Annotated in this window: 20 protein-coding genes; 17 read left to right on the top strand and 3 right to left on the bottom strand. The window is 40.7% G+C overall.

What is annotated here, in order from left to right; translation table 11 throughout:
- The first annotated feature begins 22 nt into the window (after window positions 1–22).
- From FLM54_RS11225 to FLM54_RS11195, 7 genes are read left to right on the top strand one after another with little or no spacing between them, the layout of a single operon-like run.
- A complete protein-coding gene (locus FLM54_RS11225) occupies window positions 23–1,174 on the top strand; it encodes a chemotaxis response regulator protein-glutamate methylesterase (protein ID WP_178956406.1) in 1,152 nt (383 codons plus the stop codon).
- Window positions 1,167–1,931: a flagellar motor protein gene (locus FLM54_RS11220; RefSeq protein WP_138605311.1), complete on the top strand. Its 765-nt coding sequence runs from the start codon at window positions 1,167–1,169 to the stop codon at window positions 1,929–1,931. The genes FLM54_RS11225 and FLM54_RS11220 overlap by 8 nt, the downstream gene beginning before the upstream one ends.
- A gap of 5 nt (window positions 1,932–1,936) precedes the next feature.
- Window positions 1,937–2,896: a flagellar motor protein MotB gene (locus FLM54_RS11215; protein WP_178956405.1), complete on the top strand. Its 960-nt coding sequence runs from the start codon at window positions 1,937–1,939 to the stop codon at window positions 2,894–2,896.
- A gap of 12 nt (window positions 2,897–2,908) precedes the next feature.
- Window positions 2,909–3,679, top strand: coding sequence for a ParA family protein (locus FLM54_RS11210; RefSeq protein WP_138605313.1), 771 nt, complete (start codon window positions 2,909–2,911; stop codon window positions 3,677–3,679).
- Window positions 3,680–3,682: 3 nt separating this feature from the next.
- On the top strand, window positions 3,683–4,417 hold the full coding sequence (locus FLM54_RS11205; RefSeq protein ID WP_178956404.1) for a CheW domain-containing protein: 735 nt from the start codon (window positions 3,683–3,685) through the stop codon (window positions 4,415–4,417).
- A gap of 21 nt (window positions 4,418–4,438) precedes the next feature.
- A complete protein-coding gene (locus tag FLM54_RS11200) occupies window positions 4,439–4,936 on the top strand; it encodes a chemotaxis protein CheW (protein ID WP_008112225.1) in 498 nt (165 codons plus the stop codon).
- 18 nt (window positions 4,937–4,954) lie between these two features.
- Window positions 4,955–5,356, top strand: coding sequence for a DUF2802 domain-containing protein (locus FLM54_RS11195; protein ID WP_054201706.1), 402 nt, complete (start codon window positions 4,955–4,957; stop codon window positions 5,354–5,356).
- A 27-nt stretch (window positions 5,357–5,383) separates the two neighbouring features.
- Here FLM54_RS11195 and FLM54_RS11190 read toward each other — a convergent pair whose 3' ends face one another.
- Both FLM54_RS11190 and FLM54_RS11185 read right to left on the bottom strand, forming a co-directional pair.
- The gene (locus tag FLM54_RS11190) at window positions 5,384–5,692 is read right to left on the bottom strand and encodes an EscU/YscU/HrcU family type III secretion system export apparatus switch protein (protein WP_054201705.1); all 309 of its coding nucleotides are present in this window, start codon (window positions 5,690–5,692) and stop codon (window positions 5,384–5,386) included.
- Window positions 5,693–5,694: 2 nt separating this feature from the next.
- Complete coding sequence (locus tag FLM54_RS11185; RefSeq protein WP_178956403.1) at window positions 5,695–7,860, bottom strand: flagellar hook-length control protein FliK; 2,166 nt, start codon at window positions 7,858–7,860, stop codon at window positions 5,695–5,697.
- Window positions 7,861–7,973: 113 nt separating this feature from the next.
- Here FLM54_RS11185 and ccmA point away from each other — a divergent pair, with 113 nt between their 5' ends.
- Genes ccmA through FLM54_RS11135 form a run of 10 tightly spaced genes read left to right on the top strand, consistent with a single transcriptional unit; the run spans window position 7,974 to window position 15,689 of the window.
- On the top strand, window positions 7,974–8,594 hold the full coding sequence (ccmA, locus tag FLM54_RS11180) for a cytochrome c biogenesis heme-transporting ATPase CcmA (protein ID WP_178956402.1): 621 nt from the start codon (window positions 7,974–7,976) through the stop codon (window positions 8,592–8,594).
- Window positions 8,594–9,280 (top strand): heme exporter protein CcmB, encoded by a 687-nt coding sequence (gene ccmB / locus FLM54_RS11175; RefSeq protein WP_178956401.1) that lies wholly within the window; start codon window positions 8,594–8,596, stop codon window positions 9,278–9,280. The genes ccmA and ccmB overlap by 1 nt, the downstream gene beginning before the upstream one ends.
- A gap of 1 nt (window position 9,281) precedes the next feature.
- On the top strand, window positions 9,282–10,019 hold the full coding sequence (locus tag FLM54_RS11170; RefSeq protein WP_138605318.1) for a heme ABC transporter permease: 738 nt from the start codon (window positions 9,282–9,284) through the stop codon (window positions 10,017–10,019).
- A gap of 2 nt (window positions 10,020–10,021) precedes the next feature.
- On the top strand, window positions 10,022–10,225 hold the full coding sequence (gene ccmD / locus FLM54_RS11165; RefSeq protein WP_008112240.1) for a heme exporter protein CcmD: 204 nt from the start codon (window positions 10,022–10,024) through the stop codon (window positions 10,223–10,225).
- Window positions 10,222–10,701: a cytochrome c maturation protein CcmE gene (gene ccmE, locus FLM54_RS11160; protein WP_138605319.1), complete on the top strand. Its 480-nt coding sequence runs from the start codon at window positions 10,222–10,224 to the stop codon at window positions 10,699–10,701. The genes ccmD and ccmE overlap by 4 nt, the downstream gene beginning before the upstream one ends.
- A 1-nt stretch (window position 10,702) precedes the next feature.
- On the top strand, window positions 10,703–12,664 hold the full coding sequence (locus tag FLM54_RS11155) for a heme lyase CcmF/NrfE family subunit (RefSeq protein ID WP_178956400.1): 1,962 nt from the start codon (window positions 10,703–10,705) through the stop codon (window positions 12,662–12,664).
- The gene (locus tag FLM54_RS11150) at window positions 12,661–13,233 is read left to right on the top strand and encodes a DsbE family thiol:disulfide interchange protein (protein WP_138605321.1); all 573 of its coding nucleotides are present in this window, start codon (window positions 12,661–12,663) and stop codon (window positions 13,231–13,233) included. The genes FLM54_RS11155 and FLM54_RS11150 overlap by 4 nt, the downstream gene beginning before the upstream one ends.
- Window positions 13,230–13,691, top strand: coding sequence for a cytochrome c-type biogenesis protein CcmH (locus tag FLM54_RS11145; protein ID WP_178956399.1), 462 nt, complete (start codon window positions 13,230–13,232; stop codon window positions 13,689–13,691). Before FLM54_RS11150 ends, FLM54_RS11145 begins: the two co-directional genes overlap by 4 nt.
- Complete coding sequence (gene ccmI, locus FLM54_RS11140) at window positions 13,692–14,948, top strand: c-type cytochrome biogenesis protein CcmI (RefSeq protein ID WP_138605323.1); 1,257 nt, start codon at window positions 13,692–13,694, stop codon at window positions 14,946–14,948.
- Between the two features lie 9 nt (window positions 14,949–14,957).
- Window positions 14,958–15,689: a VacJ family lipoprotein gene (locus tag FLM54_RS11135; RefSeq protein ID WP_138605324.1), complete on the top strand. Its 732-nt coding sequence runs from the start codon at window positions 14,958–14,960 to the stop codon at window positions 15,687–15,689.
- Window positions 15,690–15,746: 57 nt separating this feature from the next.
- Here the strand turns inward: FLM54_RS11135 and FLM54_RS11130 are convergent, their stop codons facing one another.
- Window positions 15,747–16,970, bottom strand: a complete 1,224-nt coding sequence (locus tag FLM54_RS11130; protein WP_178956398.1) for an EAL and HDOD domain-containing protein — start codon at window positions 16,968–16,970, stop codon at window positions 15,747–15,749.
- Window positions 16,971–17,171 lie beyond the last annotated feature (201 nt).

Raw genomic sequence — 17,171 nt, 5'->3', positions numbered from 1 at the left:
ATTCATTGAATAAGAGAGCGAAATGGCTGTTAAAGTTTTAGTAGTTGATGATTCAAGCTTTTTTCGCCGCAGAGTGAGTGAAATACTTGAACAAGACAGCGGCATTGAAGTTATAGGTTTCGCTGTAAATGGTCGAGAAGCTGTCGATAAAACAGCTCAACTACGACCCGATGTGATCACCATGGATGTTGAAATGCCTGTGCTTGATGGCATCAGCGCAGTTAAAGAGATAATGGCGAGTAATCCCACTCCTATTTTAATGTTCTCGTCGTTAACGCGTGCAGGGGCATCTGCTACCTTAGATGCACTTGATGCTGGTGCGATGGACTTTTTACCGAAAAAGTTTGAAGATATCGCACGTAACAACGACGATGCAATTAAGTTACTACAAAATAAGGTTAAGGAAATAGGTCGCCAGCGTATTGGTAGAATCACAAGAGCGCCAGCCTCTCCTAGTATAAGTAAACCAGCACCAAGCACGTCTGAACGCTTTTCTAATCTCGCTAAAAAGCCAATTGTTCAACCTGATCGCAGCTTCAATAATACAGCTCCTGTACCAACCAGTAGTGGTACATCAGTGCGCGCAAGTGGTAAACAGTATCAACTAGTTGCTATTGGGACATCAACAGGTGGACCGGTTGCACTGCAAACTATATTGACTCAGTTACCTGCTAATTTCCCACACCCAATACTACTCATACAACACATGCCTGCGGCATTTACACCTGCGTTCGCAACCCGATTAGATAGCTTGTGCAAAATTAAAGTAAAAGAAGCACAGCAAGGCGATAGGCTTCAACCTGGCTGTGCATATTTAGCACCAGGTGGGCAGCAAATGATGGTAGAAGGACGGGGTTCAAACAGAACACTACGCGTATTTGAAGATAAAAATGAACGAGTAAGCTATAAGCCTAGTGTTGACATAACCTTTGCTAGTGCAGCAAAAGCATACCAAGGTGATGTACTTGCCGTTATTTTGACTGGTATGGGCGCGGATGGTCGTGATGGTGCTCGTATGCTTAAACAAACTGGCGCTACAATTTGGGCTCAAGATGAAAAAAGCTGTGTTGTATATGGTATGCCGCAAGCAGTAGCAAGTGCAGGATTAGCAAGTGAAAGCATAGGTCTTCATGATGTTGCTGCGCGTTTAAAAAGAGAGATTGGCTGTGGATAAGCTTTCTATTTTAGGATTATTGGTTGCATTAGGTGCTATTGCAATCGGTTATTCTTTAGAGGGAGGTGTGGTATCTGCTCTGTTTAATGGGCCTGCACTTATTATTGTATTAGGCGGCACATTAGGAGCAGTGATGCTGCAAACATCAGCCAATACATTTAAGAAAATGCTTAGTATTACTCATTGGGTTTTTGTTACTGATGACCACGATATTGAAGATACGATTGAACAAGTAAAACGCTGGTCGCATAAAGCCCGCCAAGAGGGCTATTTAGCGCTCGAAAACGAAGCACTTACTCACTCTGACCCTTATGCCACTAAAGGACTGAGTTTATTAGTCGATGGCTGCTCAGATCAAAAGCTTCGTGATACTCTCGAGATTGATTTATTACTTGAACGAGAACGATTGCTGGAAGCTAGCCGAGTGTATGAAGCGATGGGAGGTTACAGCCCAACCATTGGTATTTTAGGTGCTGTGCTTGGACTGATCCAAGCTATGTCGTTTATTAACGATCCTGAGCAATTAGGAACGGGTATTGCCACTGCATTCATTGCGACTATATATGGTGTAGGTTTAGCTAATTTACTGTTTTTGCCGATGGCCAACAAATTAAAGCAACGGGTTGAGCAAAAAATGCTTTACCATGAAATGCTAGCTGAAGGCGTTATTGCCATTAGCCAAGGCGAGAGCCCTATTAATATAGAATTAAAGCTTGAAGCTTACCGCGTTGAACGTCCTATATTACAGGCTCATTAGCGGTTATGCTTCGCCGTCGCTTACGTCATCAAAACGTTAAAAGCCAACATACTGAGCGTTGGCTAGTCTCTTATGCAGATTACATGACCATTATGTTTGCATTTTTTGTTGTATTGTATGCTATTGCAATAAACAAAGAAGACAATATACAAGTTTTATCTGACTCTCTTGAGCATGTTTTTGATAAGTCAGCTAAACAATTTTCTCAGCAAGGTAAGGGAGTAAACGGCGATGCTTTGTTGCTTGAAAGAGTGACTCCCGAGGCTGAAGTTTTATATGGCGAAAGTATTCAAAAACAAGAACAAGGGCCAGTATTGCTCGATGGCCAAAGTGATAATAGCAATATCAGCCAGCGTCACTTAGGTAAGCCACTCGACAGTTTACTGGTCAAACTACAGTCGTCACTCATTGATGAAATACGTAGTGGCGATGCAAGCTTAGAGCTTAGTCAAGATTGGCTGGTTATTGAACTTAATTCTGGGTTGTTGTTTGCCAGCGGTAGTGCCGTTGCGCATAACCAAGCTAAAGACGTTGTAAAAAAGATTGAAGCAATAATCGCACCTGTCGATAACTATATAAGAGTGCGGGGATACACAGATAACGAAACTATTCGCAATGAAATATTTCGCTCTAATTGGGAGTTGTCGGTGGCACGTGCAACATCAATATTAGTTGAATTAGAGCGCTTAGGTATTCAATCTGCGCGCATGGCAATTGAGGGATATGGCCAATACTCACCTTTTGCCGATAATGATACCGAAGCAGGGCGGGCTGAAAACCGCAAAGTGGTGATTGCGCTTTCCAAATACGGCTTGGTTTTAGAGTCAGCGGATGAGGATACTGAGCAGCAACTTCCTGAAGCTATTAAACCAGCTGAAGTTGAGCTGCCTACTCAAGACGATACAATAAAAATAATTCGCTTAGAGCATGGTGGTATTCGTGTTACTACGCGTAATGAACAGTAATTAGGATGTAATGTGAAAATCTGGACAGTAGCCAATCAAAAAGGAGGGGTAGGTAAAACCACTACAGCGGTTAGCCTTGCTGGCATCCTTGCGCTTCAAGGTAAGCGAGTGTTACTGATTGATACCGATCCACATGCATCATTAACTTATTACTTTGGCATTGATTCAGAAGATTTAGAGGTCAGTGTTTACGATATTTTCAGTCGCGGGTCGAGCATGAAAAGCGAGGAAATATTGCAAGCATTATGCCCTTCTACTATAGAAAATCTTGATATTTTACCTGCCACAATGGCGATTGCTACACTTGACCGTAGTATGGGTAATAAAACGGGGATGGGCCTGATTTTAAAAAAAACATTGGCTAAAATTGGCGAGCATTACGATTACGCAATTTTAGATTGTCCGCCCGTTTTAGGGGTACTTATGGTCAATGCCCTTGCTGCTTGTGAAAGAGTGCTGGTGCCAGTACAAACTGAGTTCTTAGCGCTTAAGGGGCTTGATAGAATGATGCGTACTATGGAATTAATGCAAACCTCGCAAGCGAAAAGCTATGAATATACTATAATTCCAACTATGTATGATAAGCGCACCAAAGCGTCACTTGAAGCCTATAAAACATTACAAGATACGTACAAAGAAAAAGTATGGCCAGGTGTAATTCCTGTTGATACAAAATTTAGAGATGCGAGTTTAGCGCAAAAAGTGCCTATTGATTTTTGCCCTAATGCCCGTGGAGTCTATGCTTATAAAGCATTGCTCGAATATTTAATAAAACAAGGTTAATAAATGAGTAAGCAATTATTTGCTAATGAAAAAGTAGTCACTCAGTATTTAGGGGCGTTATTATCTGATGACGTACCAGCGAAAGACCTTGAGCCTGTTGCTAAATTGCTTGAGCAGGTAGCGTATGAAGAGCAAAAAGAGCAACCACTTCAGGTTGAATCGGTAGTTGAGCCGGTTGTTGAGGTTGAAAAACGCCATGAGCAGGTAACGAATGTAGAAATAGATTCTCACCAAGTTCAGCAGCTTAAAACTGAACATGATGTAGCACTTGGTAATGAAGCTGAATACTTTGATGGTGAATTTCAGGCATTATTTTTTGAGGTAGCAGGACTCACTTTAGCAGTGCCATTAAAAGCGTTAGGCGGCATTCATGAGCTTGGGGAAGTGAATCATTTATTTGGTAAACCTAAATGGTTTAAAGGTGTCATGATCAACCGAGAAGAAAAGCTCAATGTTGTTGATACTGCACGCTGGGTTATGCCTGAAAAGTATGATGAGCAGTTAGAGGCATCTTTAAATTATCAATATCTAATCACTTTAGGTGATAGCCAGTGGGGTTTATTAGCAGAAAAACTAATAAATAACATTACATTGAGTAAAGAAGATGTAAAATGGCGTACAAATGACAGTAAGCGCCCATGGCTTGCTGGAGTAATTAAAGAAAAAATGTGTGCTTTAATAGATGTTAATAATTTAAATGCACTATTAGAGAAGGGCTTAGATAGCCGTCACAAGTAATGACCATTACGAGGTAAGAGCATGAGTGAAGATAAATTACTGTCAGCTAAAAAAAATGCAGATAATAATGATGAAATTTTACAGTGGGTTACGTTTAAGCTAGAAGATGAAACTTATGGCGTAAATGTAATGCAAGTGCAAGAAATACTGCGTTACACCGAAATTGCTCCTGTCCCAGGTGCGCCTTCGTATGTGATTGGTATTATCAACCTGCGTGGTAATGTTGTTACCGTTATTGATACTCGCTCTCGCTTTGGGTTACCTGACATTGAAGCGACCGACAATTCACGTATTTTGATTATTGAAGCTGAAGAACAAGTAATTGGTATTTTAGCCGATAGCGTGTCTGAGGTCGTGTATTTACGTAGCTCAGAAATTGACAGCGCTCCAAACGTGGGTACTGAAGAAAGTGCTAAATTTATTCAAGGTGTATGTAACCGCGATAATGAGCTACTTATTCTGGTTGATTTAAATAAACTACTTAGTGATGACGAATGGGATGAGTTAAGCGATATATAAGCTTCTCTACATAAAATTATGTTATTACTTGGTATTGCAATTGCGGGTTTGGCATTTGGGCTATTCTCGCTGCTGTTAATTGTGATGTTTAAAAAGCGTTATGCGAATGAGCTTGGCGCACAATTACAGCAATTTAAAGATTCATCAGAGCAGATTAATATTTTACGTAGCGAAGTCTCTGAGTTACGAACTGGATTAATGAGTATTGGTAAACGAGTGCTTGAGGTAGAACAACAAAACCAAGAGCTGATACAGCAACAAGCTGCTCAAAAATACGATGACCCTGATGCTAAAATATACTCTCGAGCGGTAAAAATGGTTGAGCTAGGTGCTGATTTAGATGAGGTTATTCGCGAGTGTGAATTACCCCGCGCCGAAGCAGAACTGTTATTTTCTTTACACAAACAAAAAGGCGCTTAGCGCCTTTTTTGTTTTTATCATATTGGCTCATGCTTTTATATTGAGCTTCCCTTGAAAGTCCTGCCATCCGGGCGGGAATTTCCCTCTTACCACATATGAAAAAGCAATCAGTTCAGCAATAACAAAGTAAAGCTCTTTAGGGATCTCTTCGCCAAGCTCTAATTTCGACAGTGTATTTGCAAGTGCTTCATCCTGATGGATTAAAATACCTTTATCTTTAGCTAGGGCAATAATTTCATCCGCCAATTCTCCAAACCCTTTAGCGCTTACGGTGGGTGAATTACCCGTTTCGTAGAGCAGTCCAATTGCTGAATTGTTTTTAAATGAATCCGTCATGGCTAAACCTTAATATTTATAATGGTATGGGATTGATAAAATGCTTGATGGTTGTCATCTGCGCGTTTCAAATTAAGATCGCCGACTTGTAAGCCCTGTTTTGCTAGTTTTGAGCGTAAATTATCAAGGTGTGGATGAGCCAACGCGCTCACAGCTTGAGTGGACGCTAATAACTGACAATCTAATGCTTTGTCCATCAACTCTGCGGTTATTTGCAGCTTACCTAGTTCAGCATAATCAAAATTTAATCTTACAAACCACACGTTTTTATCCGCTAATTTGCCGTTGTTTGGCTTTTTATATTGTCCTAACGATATTTCTGTTTGTGCCGCCTCTGGTGGCAGTTTCATAGGCAATAAAAACTGCACTAAGGAGTTAGTGTCAGGCTGCTGGCTCAAAACGGGCGCTTGTACTTGGCTTAAGGTGTTTTTAATTTGTGTTAATTCACCTGCTAATGCTTGCACTTGTGGTTGCTGTAACTGTTCTAATAACTTATTAGTATTATTACCGGCCTTGAAGCTTGGTAATAAAACCTGAAGTAGGGCCTCTAAACCGCTTTGATTATTAATGCTAACGGCTGTTGGGTTTTGGTTAATAATCGGCGCAGCTAAAATGCTTAATGAAAGTTGTTCTACACCTCGATTAAAGGAACTCTGCAAAGTGTCACTGGTTAGTTGTGTCGGCTTTATAGTGCTGAGTATTTCACGTTGTATGGTGGTCGGGTGTAAATTACTTTCTGACAACATACGGTTAAAAGCTTGATTAACCAAGCGGTTTAAGTCAGTACCCTGATCTGCCGCCTTAGTTACGATAGTGTTTAGTTGGCTGCTTAGAGCGTGTTTGCTTGCTTCTTTTTGCTCTATTGGAGCGGTTTCGGTTTGCTTTAAAACGGCTGTCAATAATAGCTTTTCCAGTGGCTGCAAATGATTAACGGCTGTTAAGGTGCTATTAGCTGTTTGTGCTGATTGGGTAATAACAGGGTGTAAATCTACGGGTGTTGGTAACGCTCGCTGTTGCCATAAAGAGATACTGGTTTTTAGCTGCTGGGTTAGTTGCACTAAAGGGGGGGGAGTTCCTAAAGGGCTTTTTAATTGCGTAATGTCTATTTTTTGCGTTGGCGCGAGCAATTGTTGCTGTTCATTAAAAGCAATGTTTGGTTTTTGAGATGCGTTTAATACAGTGGTAAATGGCTTGCTTTCAAAATGTTTTACCGCATCTAAAATACGTGTTTTAAAATCAGCAAAGCTGCTTTTTAGCCATGATTGAATTGGACTATTAACGGTACTAAGTGGATGAGACTTAATTTTTTGCGAATCGATAGCAACTTGCGGTTGCTGTAACAGCATTTCATTAAATGGTTTACTAAATGAGTTTTTAAGCTCCACGGTTATATTTTGATAAGCGGTTTTAATTAATAGTTTATCTGCTTGGCTGCTAATAGTTACCTTAGTCGGCGTTGTGGGTAGTTCAGATAACTGTTGATGGCTTAAGCTAATATTTAACGAGCTTTTTGCGGTATTTGGAGTTAGCACCGCAAACTTGGGTGTAGCATGAAGCTGAGCATGACCTAAATTGTTAGCAACTAATTGTGTTAGTTTTGCCTGGCTTAAAGGTTGAGAATGTACAATGTCAGCAAAACGATTAATGATATTTAGCCGTGTACCTTTGCCATCAGTATCAATTATGCCTTTTAATAAGGGTTCTTCGGCCAGTAATTGCGCTACTTGTTTATTAATGGCGATGCTGGCATTAAATTTTTCAATCACCAGTTTTGGCGTTGGCTTTAAAGTAACTTGTATCGATAGCGGGTTGTTTTGAATATCACTTTGAGTGTTTATAAAGTTTAAAAACCGCTGTAACTGTTCTGGTTGTTTAATTGATAAGGTGCTGTTGTTAGGAATAATGGTTAAGCTTTTACCATCTGCACTTAGTTGTATGTTAGCACTCGCTATTTTTTCAACGTTTGTTGGGGCTTCATTAACAGTGAGCCGAATTGTTTGCCAATGCTTATTCATAAATACATCAAGCGTAACTGAATCTTTAGAAAACTGAATGTTTTTTGCCGCTAGTACTTCAGGCGGCAGTATTGGTAACGCAGTTTTACCCGAATCGGTTGTTTGATTACTAACCTGTGGGTTAGTCACTGTAATGTGCGTTGGTGTATTCATTATTTTATATCAAGTTTTCTGTATTTTAAGTAAATCGATTCTAAAGCAATATTCGTATTACCCTATCATTATGGTAGACTTACCGCTAATTTTTGGCAGAGAGAATCGTCATCTTGTTACACATTAAGTCCGTTACTTGTATCAAGCAAGAGCGTTGTTTGTTTGATGAACTTAATTTTAGCCTTAAAAGCGGTCAAATCATGCAGTTAGCTGGTCCTAATGGGGCTGGCAAAACATCATTATTGCGCATCATTGCCGGTTTTTCGCTGCCTGATGAAGGTGATATTTTATACCTTAATCAATCTATCAAAAAATATTATGACGAATACGCCAGAGATTTATTATTTATAGGCCATAAAACCGGAGTTAATGTACAACTCAGTGCAGTTGAAAATGTAGCACATTGGTTGGCAATTAATGGTTATGTTAATACACCTGATTTATATCCTTTGTTGAGTAAGTTAGGTTTGGTAGGGCTGGAAGATGTGCCCGTAAGAACATTATCGGCGGGTCAACAAAGACGAGTAGCTTTGGTTAGATTATGGTTATCTGAAGCTAAGTTATGGATTTTAGATGAACCATTTACAGCGCTCGACAAAAGTGGCGTTGCTTTTTTACAGCAACGTTTTACTGAGCACTTATCAAAGGGGGGCGCTATTTTGTTAACAACACACCAAGACCTAACCACCCACTTTAGTGACCTACAGACCTTGACTTTGGAGTACCGCCACTAATGACACGACAGCACTCATATTGGCAGTTATTTGTCGCGGTATTTAGTAAAGACGTTAAACTCGCTTTTCGCCAGCGTGCTGAAATAGTCAATCCTATCTTGTTTTTTTTAATTGTTATCTCGTTATTCCCATTAGCAATAGGGCCAGAGCCTGGGTTGTTATCAAGAATGGCGCCAGGCATTATTTGGGTTGCGGCTTTATTATCAACCATGCTTGGACTCGATAAGTTATTTAGAGATGACTATAACGATGGCTCTTTGGAGCAACTAATTGCTTCCTCGTATCCATTATCATTAACTGTGCTAGGTAAAGTTGCGGCCCATTGGGTGATCACCGGCTTACCGTTGGTCTTTATGACTCCTTTATTTGCTTTATTACTAAATTTAGAAACAACGGCCTTAATGGCCACGTTATTAACGCTATTACTAGGAAGCCCTTTATTAAGCTTTATTGGCGCAATAGGGGCGGGTTTGACTGTGGGATTACAAAAAGGCGGCATTTTAATGAGCTTATTAGTGTTGCCTTTGTATATTCCAGTTTTAATTTTTGCAACTTCCGCTATTGATACCAGCACTATGTCGCTGGATTACAGTGGTCAGCTTGCAATCCTTGGTGCTATGTTAGTCGTTGCGATTATCAGTGCACCAATTGCCATATCATCAGCATTAAAAGTGAGTGTAAGTTAATATGTGGAAGTGGTTACATCCGTATGCGAAAGCAGAGCGAGCATATCAATTATGCAATACTCTACTGCCATATTTTGCAGTAGTAACGGTCGTTAGTATGATTGTTGGTTGGATTTGGGGGTTAGGTTTTGCCCCTGCCGATTACCAACAAAAAGACAGTTATCGTATTATTTTTATTCACGTGCCCTCCGCTATTTTATCTATGGGCGCATATTCATCAATGGCGATTGCTGCCATTGTTGCCTTGGTATGGCAATTGCGTAATGCAGAACTTGCGGTAATTGCAATCGCGCCTGTTGGCGCGTGTATGACTGCAATAGCCTTAATTACCGGTGCCGCATGGGGTAAACCGATGTGGGGTGCTTGGTGGGTATGGGATGCACGACTGACTTCTGAACTTATTTTATTATTTTTATACTTAGGGGTGTTGTCTTTGTACCATGCCTTTGAAGATAAAAAGTCAGCCGGTCGCGCCGCGTCAATTTTAGCCATAGTAGGGGTGATCAACCTACCTATTATTCACTTTTCGGTGGAGTGGTGGAATACCCTGCACCAAGGGGCGAGTATCACTAAGTTTAATCGCGATGCGGTTGACCCTAGTATGTTTTGGCCATTAATGATTAATATTTTAGCCTTTGCCGCGTTTGTCGGTACGGTGACTTTAATTCGTCTTAAAAATGAAATTTTACACCGTGAAAAGCACCGCCCATGGGTGCGACAGTTGTTAACTAAGGGGTAATTATGCAGTTTGACTCGTTTTCAGATTTTATTGCAATGGGAGGCTATGGTTTTTATGTATGGCTTTCTTTTGGTACATGTGCATTGATTTTATTAGGTATTTTATTTAGCTCGTTACGCGACAAAAAACAAATTTTAGCGTCCGTTGAGCAGCAAATTGCACGTGAAACTCGAATTAAAAATTCTAAGCAGGAGCAAACCTCGTGAACCCTAGACGTAAAAAACGCCTTTTGGTTATTATCGCCGTACTCTTTGGTATTGGCGGATCAATTGGTTTAGTGTTGTACGCCTTACAAGAAAATATTAATTTGTTTTACACCCCCAGCGAATTAATTGATGGTAAAGGTCCCGATAAAGAAAAGCCGTTTGTAGGTCAAAAGCTGAGAATTGGCGGTATGGTAGTACCAGGCTCTGTGATCAGAAATGAACAAAGCCTAAAAGTAAGTTTTAAGCTGATTGATACAGGCCCATTGGTAACGGTACGTTATCAAGGTATTTTGCCTGATTTGTTTCGTGAAGGACAAGGGATTGTTGCGCAAGGTGTGTTAGTAGAGCCTAACGTGATTGAAGCATTTGAAGTATTGGCCAAGCATGATGAAGAATATATGCCGGCAGAAGTTGCTGAGGCAGTAAAAGGCATTAAGCACGAAAAGCCAAAATATAACTTAGATAGTGGGAGCTGATATGATCCCAGAAATTGGTTATTTTTCTTTAACATTGGCCATGGTGCTCAGTGTGCTGTTGTGTATTTTCCCACTTTGGGGAGCACACACAGGTAATCTTCGTTTGATGCGCGCAGCGCCATCATTAGCGGTTGGTCAGTTTGCATTTGTTGCTTTGTCGTTCGCTGTTCTTATTTATGCCAGCCTCACCGATGATTTTACCGTGTCTTACGTTGCTTATCATTCAAGTAGCACCTTACCTTGGTATTATAAAATCACCTCTACATGGGGCGGTCATGAAGGTGCTATTTTACTGTGGTTACTTATGCAAGCCGGGTGGACAGCTCTGGTCGCTGTGCGTTCAAAGTCACTTCCTTGGGTGCTTCGTGCTCGTGTATTAGGTGTGCTTGGCTTTTTAGGTGTCGGCTTTATGATGTACACCTTATTGCTTTCAAGTCCGTTTGAGCGTTTATTGCCCTATTTCCCAGTTGAAGGGCGAGACTTAAACCCATTATTACAAGACCCAGGCATGATCATTCATCCACCATTACTTTACATGGGGTATGTGGGGCTTTCTGTGGCTTTTTCCTTTGCTATTGCTGCACTATTAACTGGTAAACTCGATAATACCTGGGCGAAGTGGTCACGCCCATGGACAATGACTGCATGGGGCTTTTTAACCTTAGGTATTACCATTGGTAGTTGGTGGGCCTATGCAGAACTTGGCTGGGGCGGCTGGTGGTTCTGGGATCCAGTTGAGAACGCATCACTGATGCCATGGTTAGTGGCAACGGCTTTATTACACTCTTTAAGTGTGACTGAAAAGCGCGGTGTATTTAAATCATGGACCGTATTATTAGCAATTGCTGCTTTTTCATTAAGTTTACTGGGCACTTTTATTGTTCGTTCAGGGATTATTGTTTCGGTGCACGCCTTTGCAACCGATCCAGATCGTGGACTATTTATTCTTGCTTTCTTAGCCATTGTTGTTGGCGGCGGCTTAGCGCTTTACGGCTTGCGTGTGTCACAAGTTAAAAGTGAAGGACGTTATAAGTTTGTCTCTCGTGAAGTAGCACTTTGGCTAAATAACATTTTCTTAGTGGTTGCCACCTTAATTGTACTATTAGGTACTTTATTACCTATGGTGCACAAAGAAATGGGCTTAGGCAGCATTTCTATTGGCGAACCTTTCTTTAATAAAATGTTTGCCATTCTACTGGTGCCATTTGCGATTTTAATGGGCATAGGGCCATTTTTGCGCTGGAAGCAAAATAAATGGGCATTTTTACAAAACAAAATATTTGTTGGCGCACTAGCCAGTGTTGTTGTTACCTGTGCTTGGCTGTTTAGCAGTTATGAAGTGGTTACGCCACTCACTCTGTTAGCGACTACATTGGGTGTATGGATATTTATAGCCACCTTTATCGACCTTTACACCAAGGCCGCAGTTCATGGAACAATTAAACTTGGCATCAAACGCTTAGGTTTAAGTTATTGGGCTATGGTGCTTGGTCATGTTGGTTTAGCCTTTGTTATTGCCGGTATTACCCTTACCTCTGCGTATTCAGTTGAGCGCGATGTAGCCATGAAGCCAGGTGATAGCGTACAGCTTAATCAGTATCAATACCGTTTTGAAGGCGTGAAGACAATTCGTGGTGCAAACTACAGTGGTCATGCTGGTGTGGTAACAGTGTCAAAAGAAGACAAAACGATTGCGCGTCTTTATGCAGAAAAACGCCGATACGATATTGGTATGCAATTTATGACTGAAGCTGCAATAGATGCAGGTTTTACTCGCGATTTATATCTCGCCCTTGGCGAGCAATTAAGTGAAGGAGCATGGTCATTACGTATTTACCACAAGCCGTTTGTGCGTTGGATGTGGATTGGTGGCATTCTGATCTCACTCGCTGGGTTTGTGATTTTATTTGATAAGCGTTATCGCGCTACACCCCGCAAAGATGAATTAGAGGGGGCATTATGAATCGTAAATTGATGGCAATAGTCCCTTTATTAATTTTCATCTTTATTTGTGTGTTTTTATATCAAGGGTTGTTTGCTAACCCTCGGGAAATACAAACAGGACGTATTGGTCAAACCGTACCGACATTTAACTTGCCTGATTTAATGCAAGATAATAAACGTTGGACTGATGAGCAGTTAAAAGGTGATGTGTATTTATTAAACGTGTGGGGCACATGGTGCCCAACGTGTCTAGCTGAGCTTGATTATTTAACTAAGCTTCGCGAACAAGGCATTAAAATTATCGGTTTGTATTATGTGCAAAGCTACGATGCCGACTTTGATGGCCCGTTTGATATGCAAGCTCTGCGTGACGATGTGAGTAATATGCTTGCGCGCGCAGGTAACCCTTATCAGTTTAATATTTTAGATTTAGAGCGCTCTTTGGCGTTAGATTTGGGGGTGTCTGGAGCACCAGAAACATTTTTAGTTGATAAAAATGGTACTATTTTGTTACACCACACCGGTGATATAAACCCTCGAGTTTGGCGCGCTAAATTTGCGCCTCTTATGCAGGAGCTTCAGCAATGAGATTGTTTTTATTAACCCTTAGCTTATTTGTTAGTTTAGCTGCGTTTGCTCAACAAGACCGTTATCAGTTTGATAGCAACGATCAAGCGGTTCGTTTTGAAGAGCTAACTAAGGAATTACGCTGCCCTAAATGTCAAAACCAAAATATTGCTGATTCAGATGCCGTAGTTGCAAAAGATTTACGCGATCGCGTATTGGCGTTAGTAAAAGATGGTAAAAGCAAAGACGAAGTCATTGACTATATGATTGACCGCTATGGCTACTTTGTTCATTACGATCCACCAGTAACGCCGGCTACGTTAATTCTGTGGGTGTTGCCAGTACTCATTGTAATAATAGGCTTTGGCTTTATTGTTATTCGCCAGCGTAAAGCGTCGGTAAAACAAACGTGGAGTGACACTGATGAAGTGATGCTCAATAAGTTGATTAAACAAAATAAACGTCAGGAGCAAAGTTAAATGATTCTAATGTGGGCGTCTTTTGCTTTACTCACACTCATTGCATTGCTGTTTATTATTGTGCCTTTTTTAAAAAAAGAGCGCGTAGTAACGATTACTCATAACGCTAATGCTGAGCTTATCAGCATTTATGAGCAGCGTTTAGTTGAACTGCAGGCTGATTTAGACAACCAACGCATAGACTCGCAAAACCACAGCGAGGCAATTGTTGAGCTAAAACGCCGTTTGCTAAATGAATTATCACCAGAAAAGTCACTCAATAGTCGTGGTGATAATCGTATATTTGCTTTAACAGGGGCGGCGTTTTTAATTGCGTTAGCGGGTATATTTTATGCAATGACCGGCAGCCAGCAACAAATAGCGGCTTGGCATGATGCAATGGACAATTTGGCCGATTATGGCCAACGCGCTGTAATGCAAAAAGGTGAGCCGTTAACTAAAAATGAACTGCAAGCGTTTGCATTGGCACTGCGTACTAAGTTAAGCCAAAGCGGTGACGATGAAGTGGCTTGGATGCTGTTAGGGCGTGTGGCTATAATGCTTAATGAGTTTGACATGGCAAAACAGTCATTTGATAAAGCATTGTCAATGAACTCTGATAATATGCAAGCTTTGGTGAGTTACTCGCAGGTATTATTACTTGAGGGTAGTGATGAAAATATGACTCGCGCAGCGGGTATGCTTTCTAAAGTACTACAAGCACAGCCAAATAACCTCGATGCGATTTCGTTACTTGCGCTGATTGCTTTTGAGAGAAAGGATTGGATACAGGCAAAAGCTGCATTTGAGGTACTTCTTGCCAGTATGGACGAGTCAGATACGCGTTATGCTATGATTTCAAAGCGCATTAGTGAAATTGATGGCCAAATAGCTAAGCAAAGTGAGCTAAACAGCCACGACCAGCGAGTTGTACAGGGTATTCAGGTTACGGTTAAGATTGACGAGCAACTCGAAGAGAAACAGCCCAGTAACGGTATTTTGTTTGTGTTTGCTAAAGCTTCTGAAGGTTCACCAATGCCTTTAGCCGTTGTTAAACTGACTGACTATAGCTTTCCAATCACCGTTGAGCTGAGCGACAAGAACGCCATGATGGCGGGGCTAAATTTATCCAGTGCTAATGAAATTGTTATTTCTGCGCGTATTTCTAATGATGATTCAGTGATGCCAAGTACTGGTGAGCTTGAAGGCCACTCTGAAGTACTGCTTCGTAAAGATGTGCGACAAGTGCAACTGAACATTGATACATTAATACCTTAAGGATTTGAGATGTTAAAACAAGGCTTACTTTTATTATGTTTACTCACCTTATCGGGCTGTGCTCAAGTGCCCGAGAGTAAATATGATGAGCGCGATCCCTTACAAAGTGTAAATAGACCCATTTATGACTTTAATATGGACGTACTCGATACCTATATTTTAAGGCCAGCAGCAGTGGGTTACATCACTGTTACACCGCAGCCTGTTCGTCGTAGTATTGTGCACTTTACCGATAATATTACTGCACCCGTTGATATTATAAATGCCGGCCTGCAAGGAAAACCAAGCAGTGCTGGAATTAATTTTGCACGTTTTTTAGTGAATTCAACGGTGGGTGTATTTGGCATATTTGATGTGGCCAGCTCACTTGGGCTTGAAGTAACTAGCGAGGACTTTGGCCAAACTTTAGGTGTGTGGGGAGTGGGTGATGGTGCTTATTTAATGATCCCAGCAATGGGGCCATCTACCGCACGTAACTTAACCGGTGATGTTGTTGATAACCTTGTATTGCCTGAAATAGCACTGACCACGCCACAAACCATTTTAGTGTTCGCACTAAAAGCGGTTGAAGCGCGTGCGTCTTTAATGGCTCAGGAAGGGTTATTAAATGATTCGTTAGATCCCTACTTATTTATTAAAGACATTTATTTTCAGCGTCAATTATACGAGTTATTTGACGGTAACCCGCCAATAAAAGAAGAGCCTGAAGATTTTGATGAAGATTTTTTAGAAAGTCTTTAATTAAAATAGAAACGCCAGCAAATGCTGGCGTTTTTGTTAATGGGCATCAAAGATCTCTTAGCTATCAATCATCACCTGCATTTGCTCACTAACCCAATTGAGAGCTTCGTGGTATGCATCAGGCACTTCATCACCTAAGTTTAGTTGCTGAGCTTTGTCATTCGCAGCTTGCCAATCACCTTGCTCATACAGAGTCACTAAACTTAAGTATTCGGAAAGTAGCCCTTCATTTTTTAATAGCGCTGTTTTTATCTCATTAGATAGAGGTAATTTAAGCATTACGCTGTCCATTTCTTCATCTAATATCGCATCCATAAGCGACATCATGCCAGTTAAGAACGCCATGCCTGTGTCTTTCAGTTTGCCATGTGAAATAGCTAACAACTCACAAAAACGCGCCCGCGTTAACGACAGTCTAATAAGCTCTAATGGCTTATCGGCAGAGACTTGTGCTGCAAACAATAAAGAGAGCAGCTTTTTTATTTCAGCAGCGCCTAATACAATTAGTGCTTGTTTTATAGTGCTTATTTCAGAGCGGCGGGTAAATGCTGCTGAGTTTGAATAGCGCAGTAGTTTATATGATAAGTTAACATCACGCTCAAATACATCGGTGATTTTTTTAAGATCCATTTCTACACTGGATGTTTCATAGAGCAGTTCAGCCAGTGCCATGCCTGATGGCGGTAAGGCTTTACTTTGCACCATCTCAGGTTTTGAAAAGAAAAAGCCTTGAAAGTACTCAAAGCCCAGTTCAAAAGCTTGGTTGTAAAGCTCGTAGGTTTCAACTTTTTCTGCAAGTAATTTAATATGAGGGTAAGGTTTTAAGTCCTCGATGAGGGCTTTAACGATTTCTATATCGCACTTTAAAAAATCAATTTTAATGATATCAATAAATGGATAAAAGTGGCGCCAAACAGGTTGGTGCGCGTAGTCATCTAGAGCGAGTGTATACCCTTTTTCTTTTAGATCTTTAACTATTGCGAGCAGGCGTTTTCCTGGCTGAACGGTTTCTAATATTTCAATAACTACCCCGTCTTTATTTAATAGCGTAGGGTAGCCTTTTAATAAGGTGTCTAGGGTAAAGTTAATATAAGCGGGTTTATTATCGGTTAAATCTTCAAGGCCAAAATTAAACTGACTGCCTTCAATTAGGCGAGACGTCGCTTCGTCGCCGTCAATATTTGGAAATACGTTATCTACCCCATCACGAAATAAAAGCTCGTAGCCAATTAGCTCCTTATTGCGATCTAAAATGGGTTGGCGAGCAGCGTAAAAATACATATAAGATTCCGTAAAGGTAGAAATTAATTAACATTGTAATAATATATTGGAAAACATTCAAAATAGCATCGGTAAAATGAATTTTATTAATAAAATATCATGGCTTGGGTAATTTTAATTAATCTAAACTTATTGTTTTTACTCTATTCGTTTTAAAAACAAGCGAATGGATGGTTTTTTATCTACTTAAATTAGCGGGTT

This window comes from Pseudoalteromonas sp. Scap25, from assembly GCF_013394125.1.
Taxonomy (GTDB): Bacteria; Pseudomonadota; Gammaproteobacteria; order Enterobacterales; family Alteromonadaceae; genus Pseudoalteromonas.
Note: the sequence above shows the minus strand (reverse complement) of the source record. Positions and strands in the feature narration are given on the sequence as shown.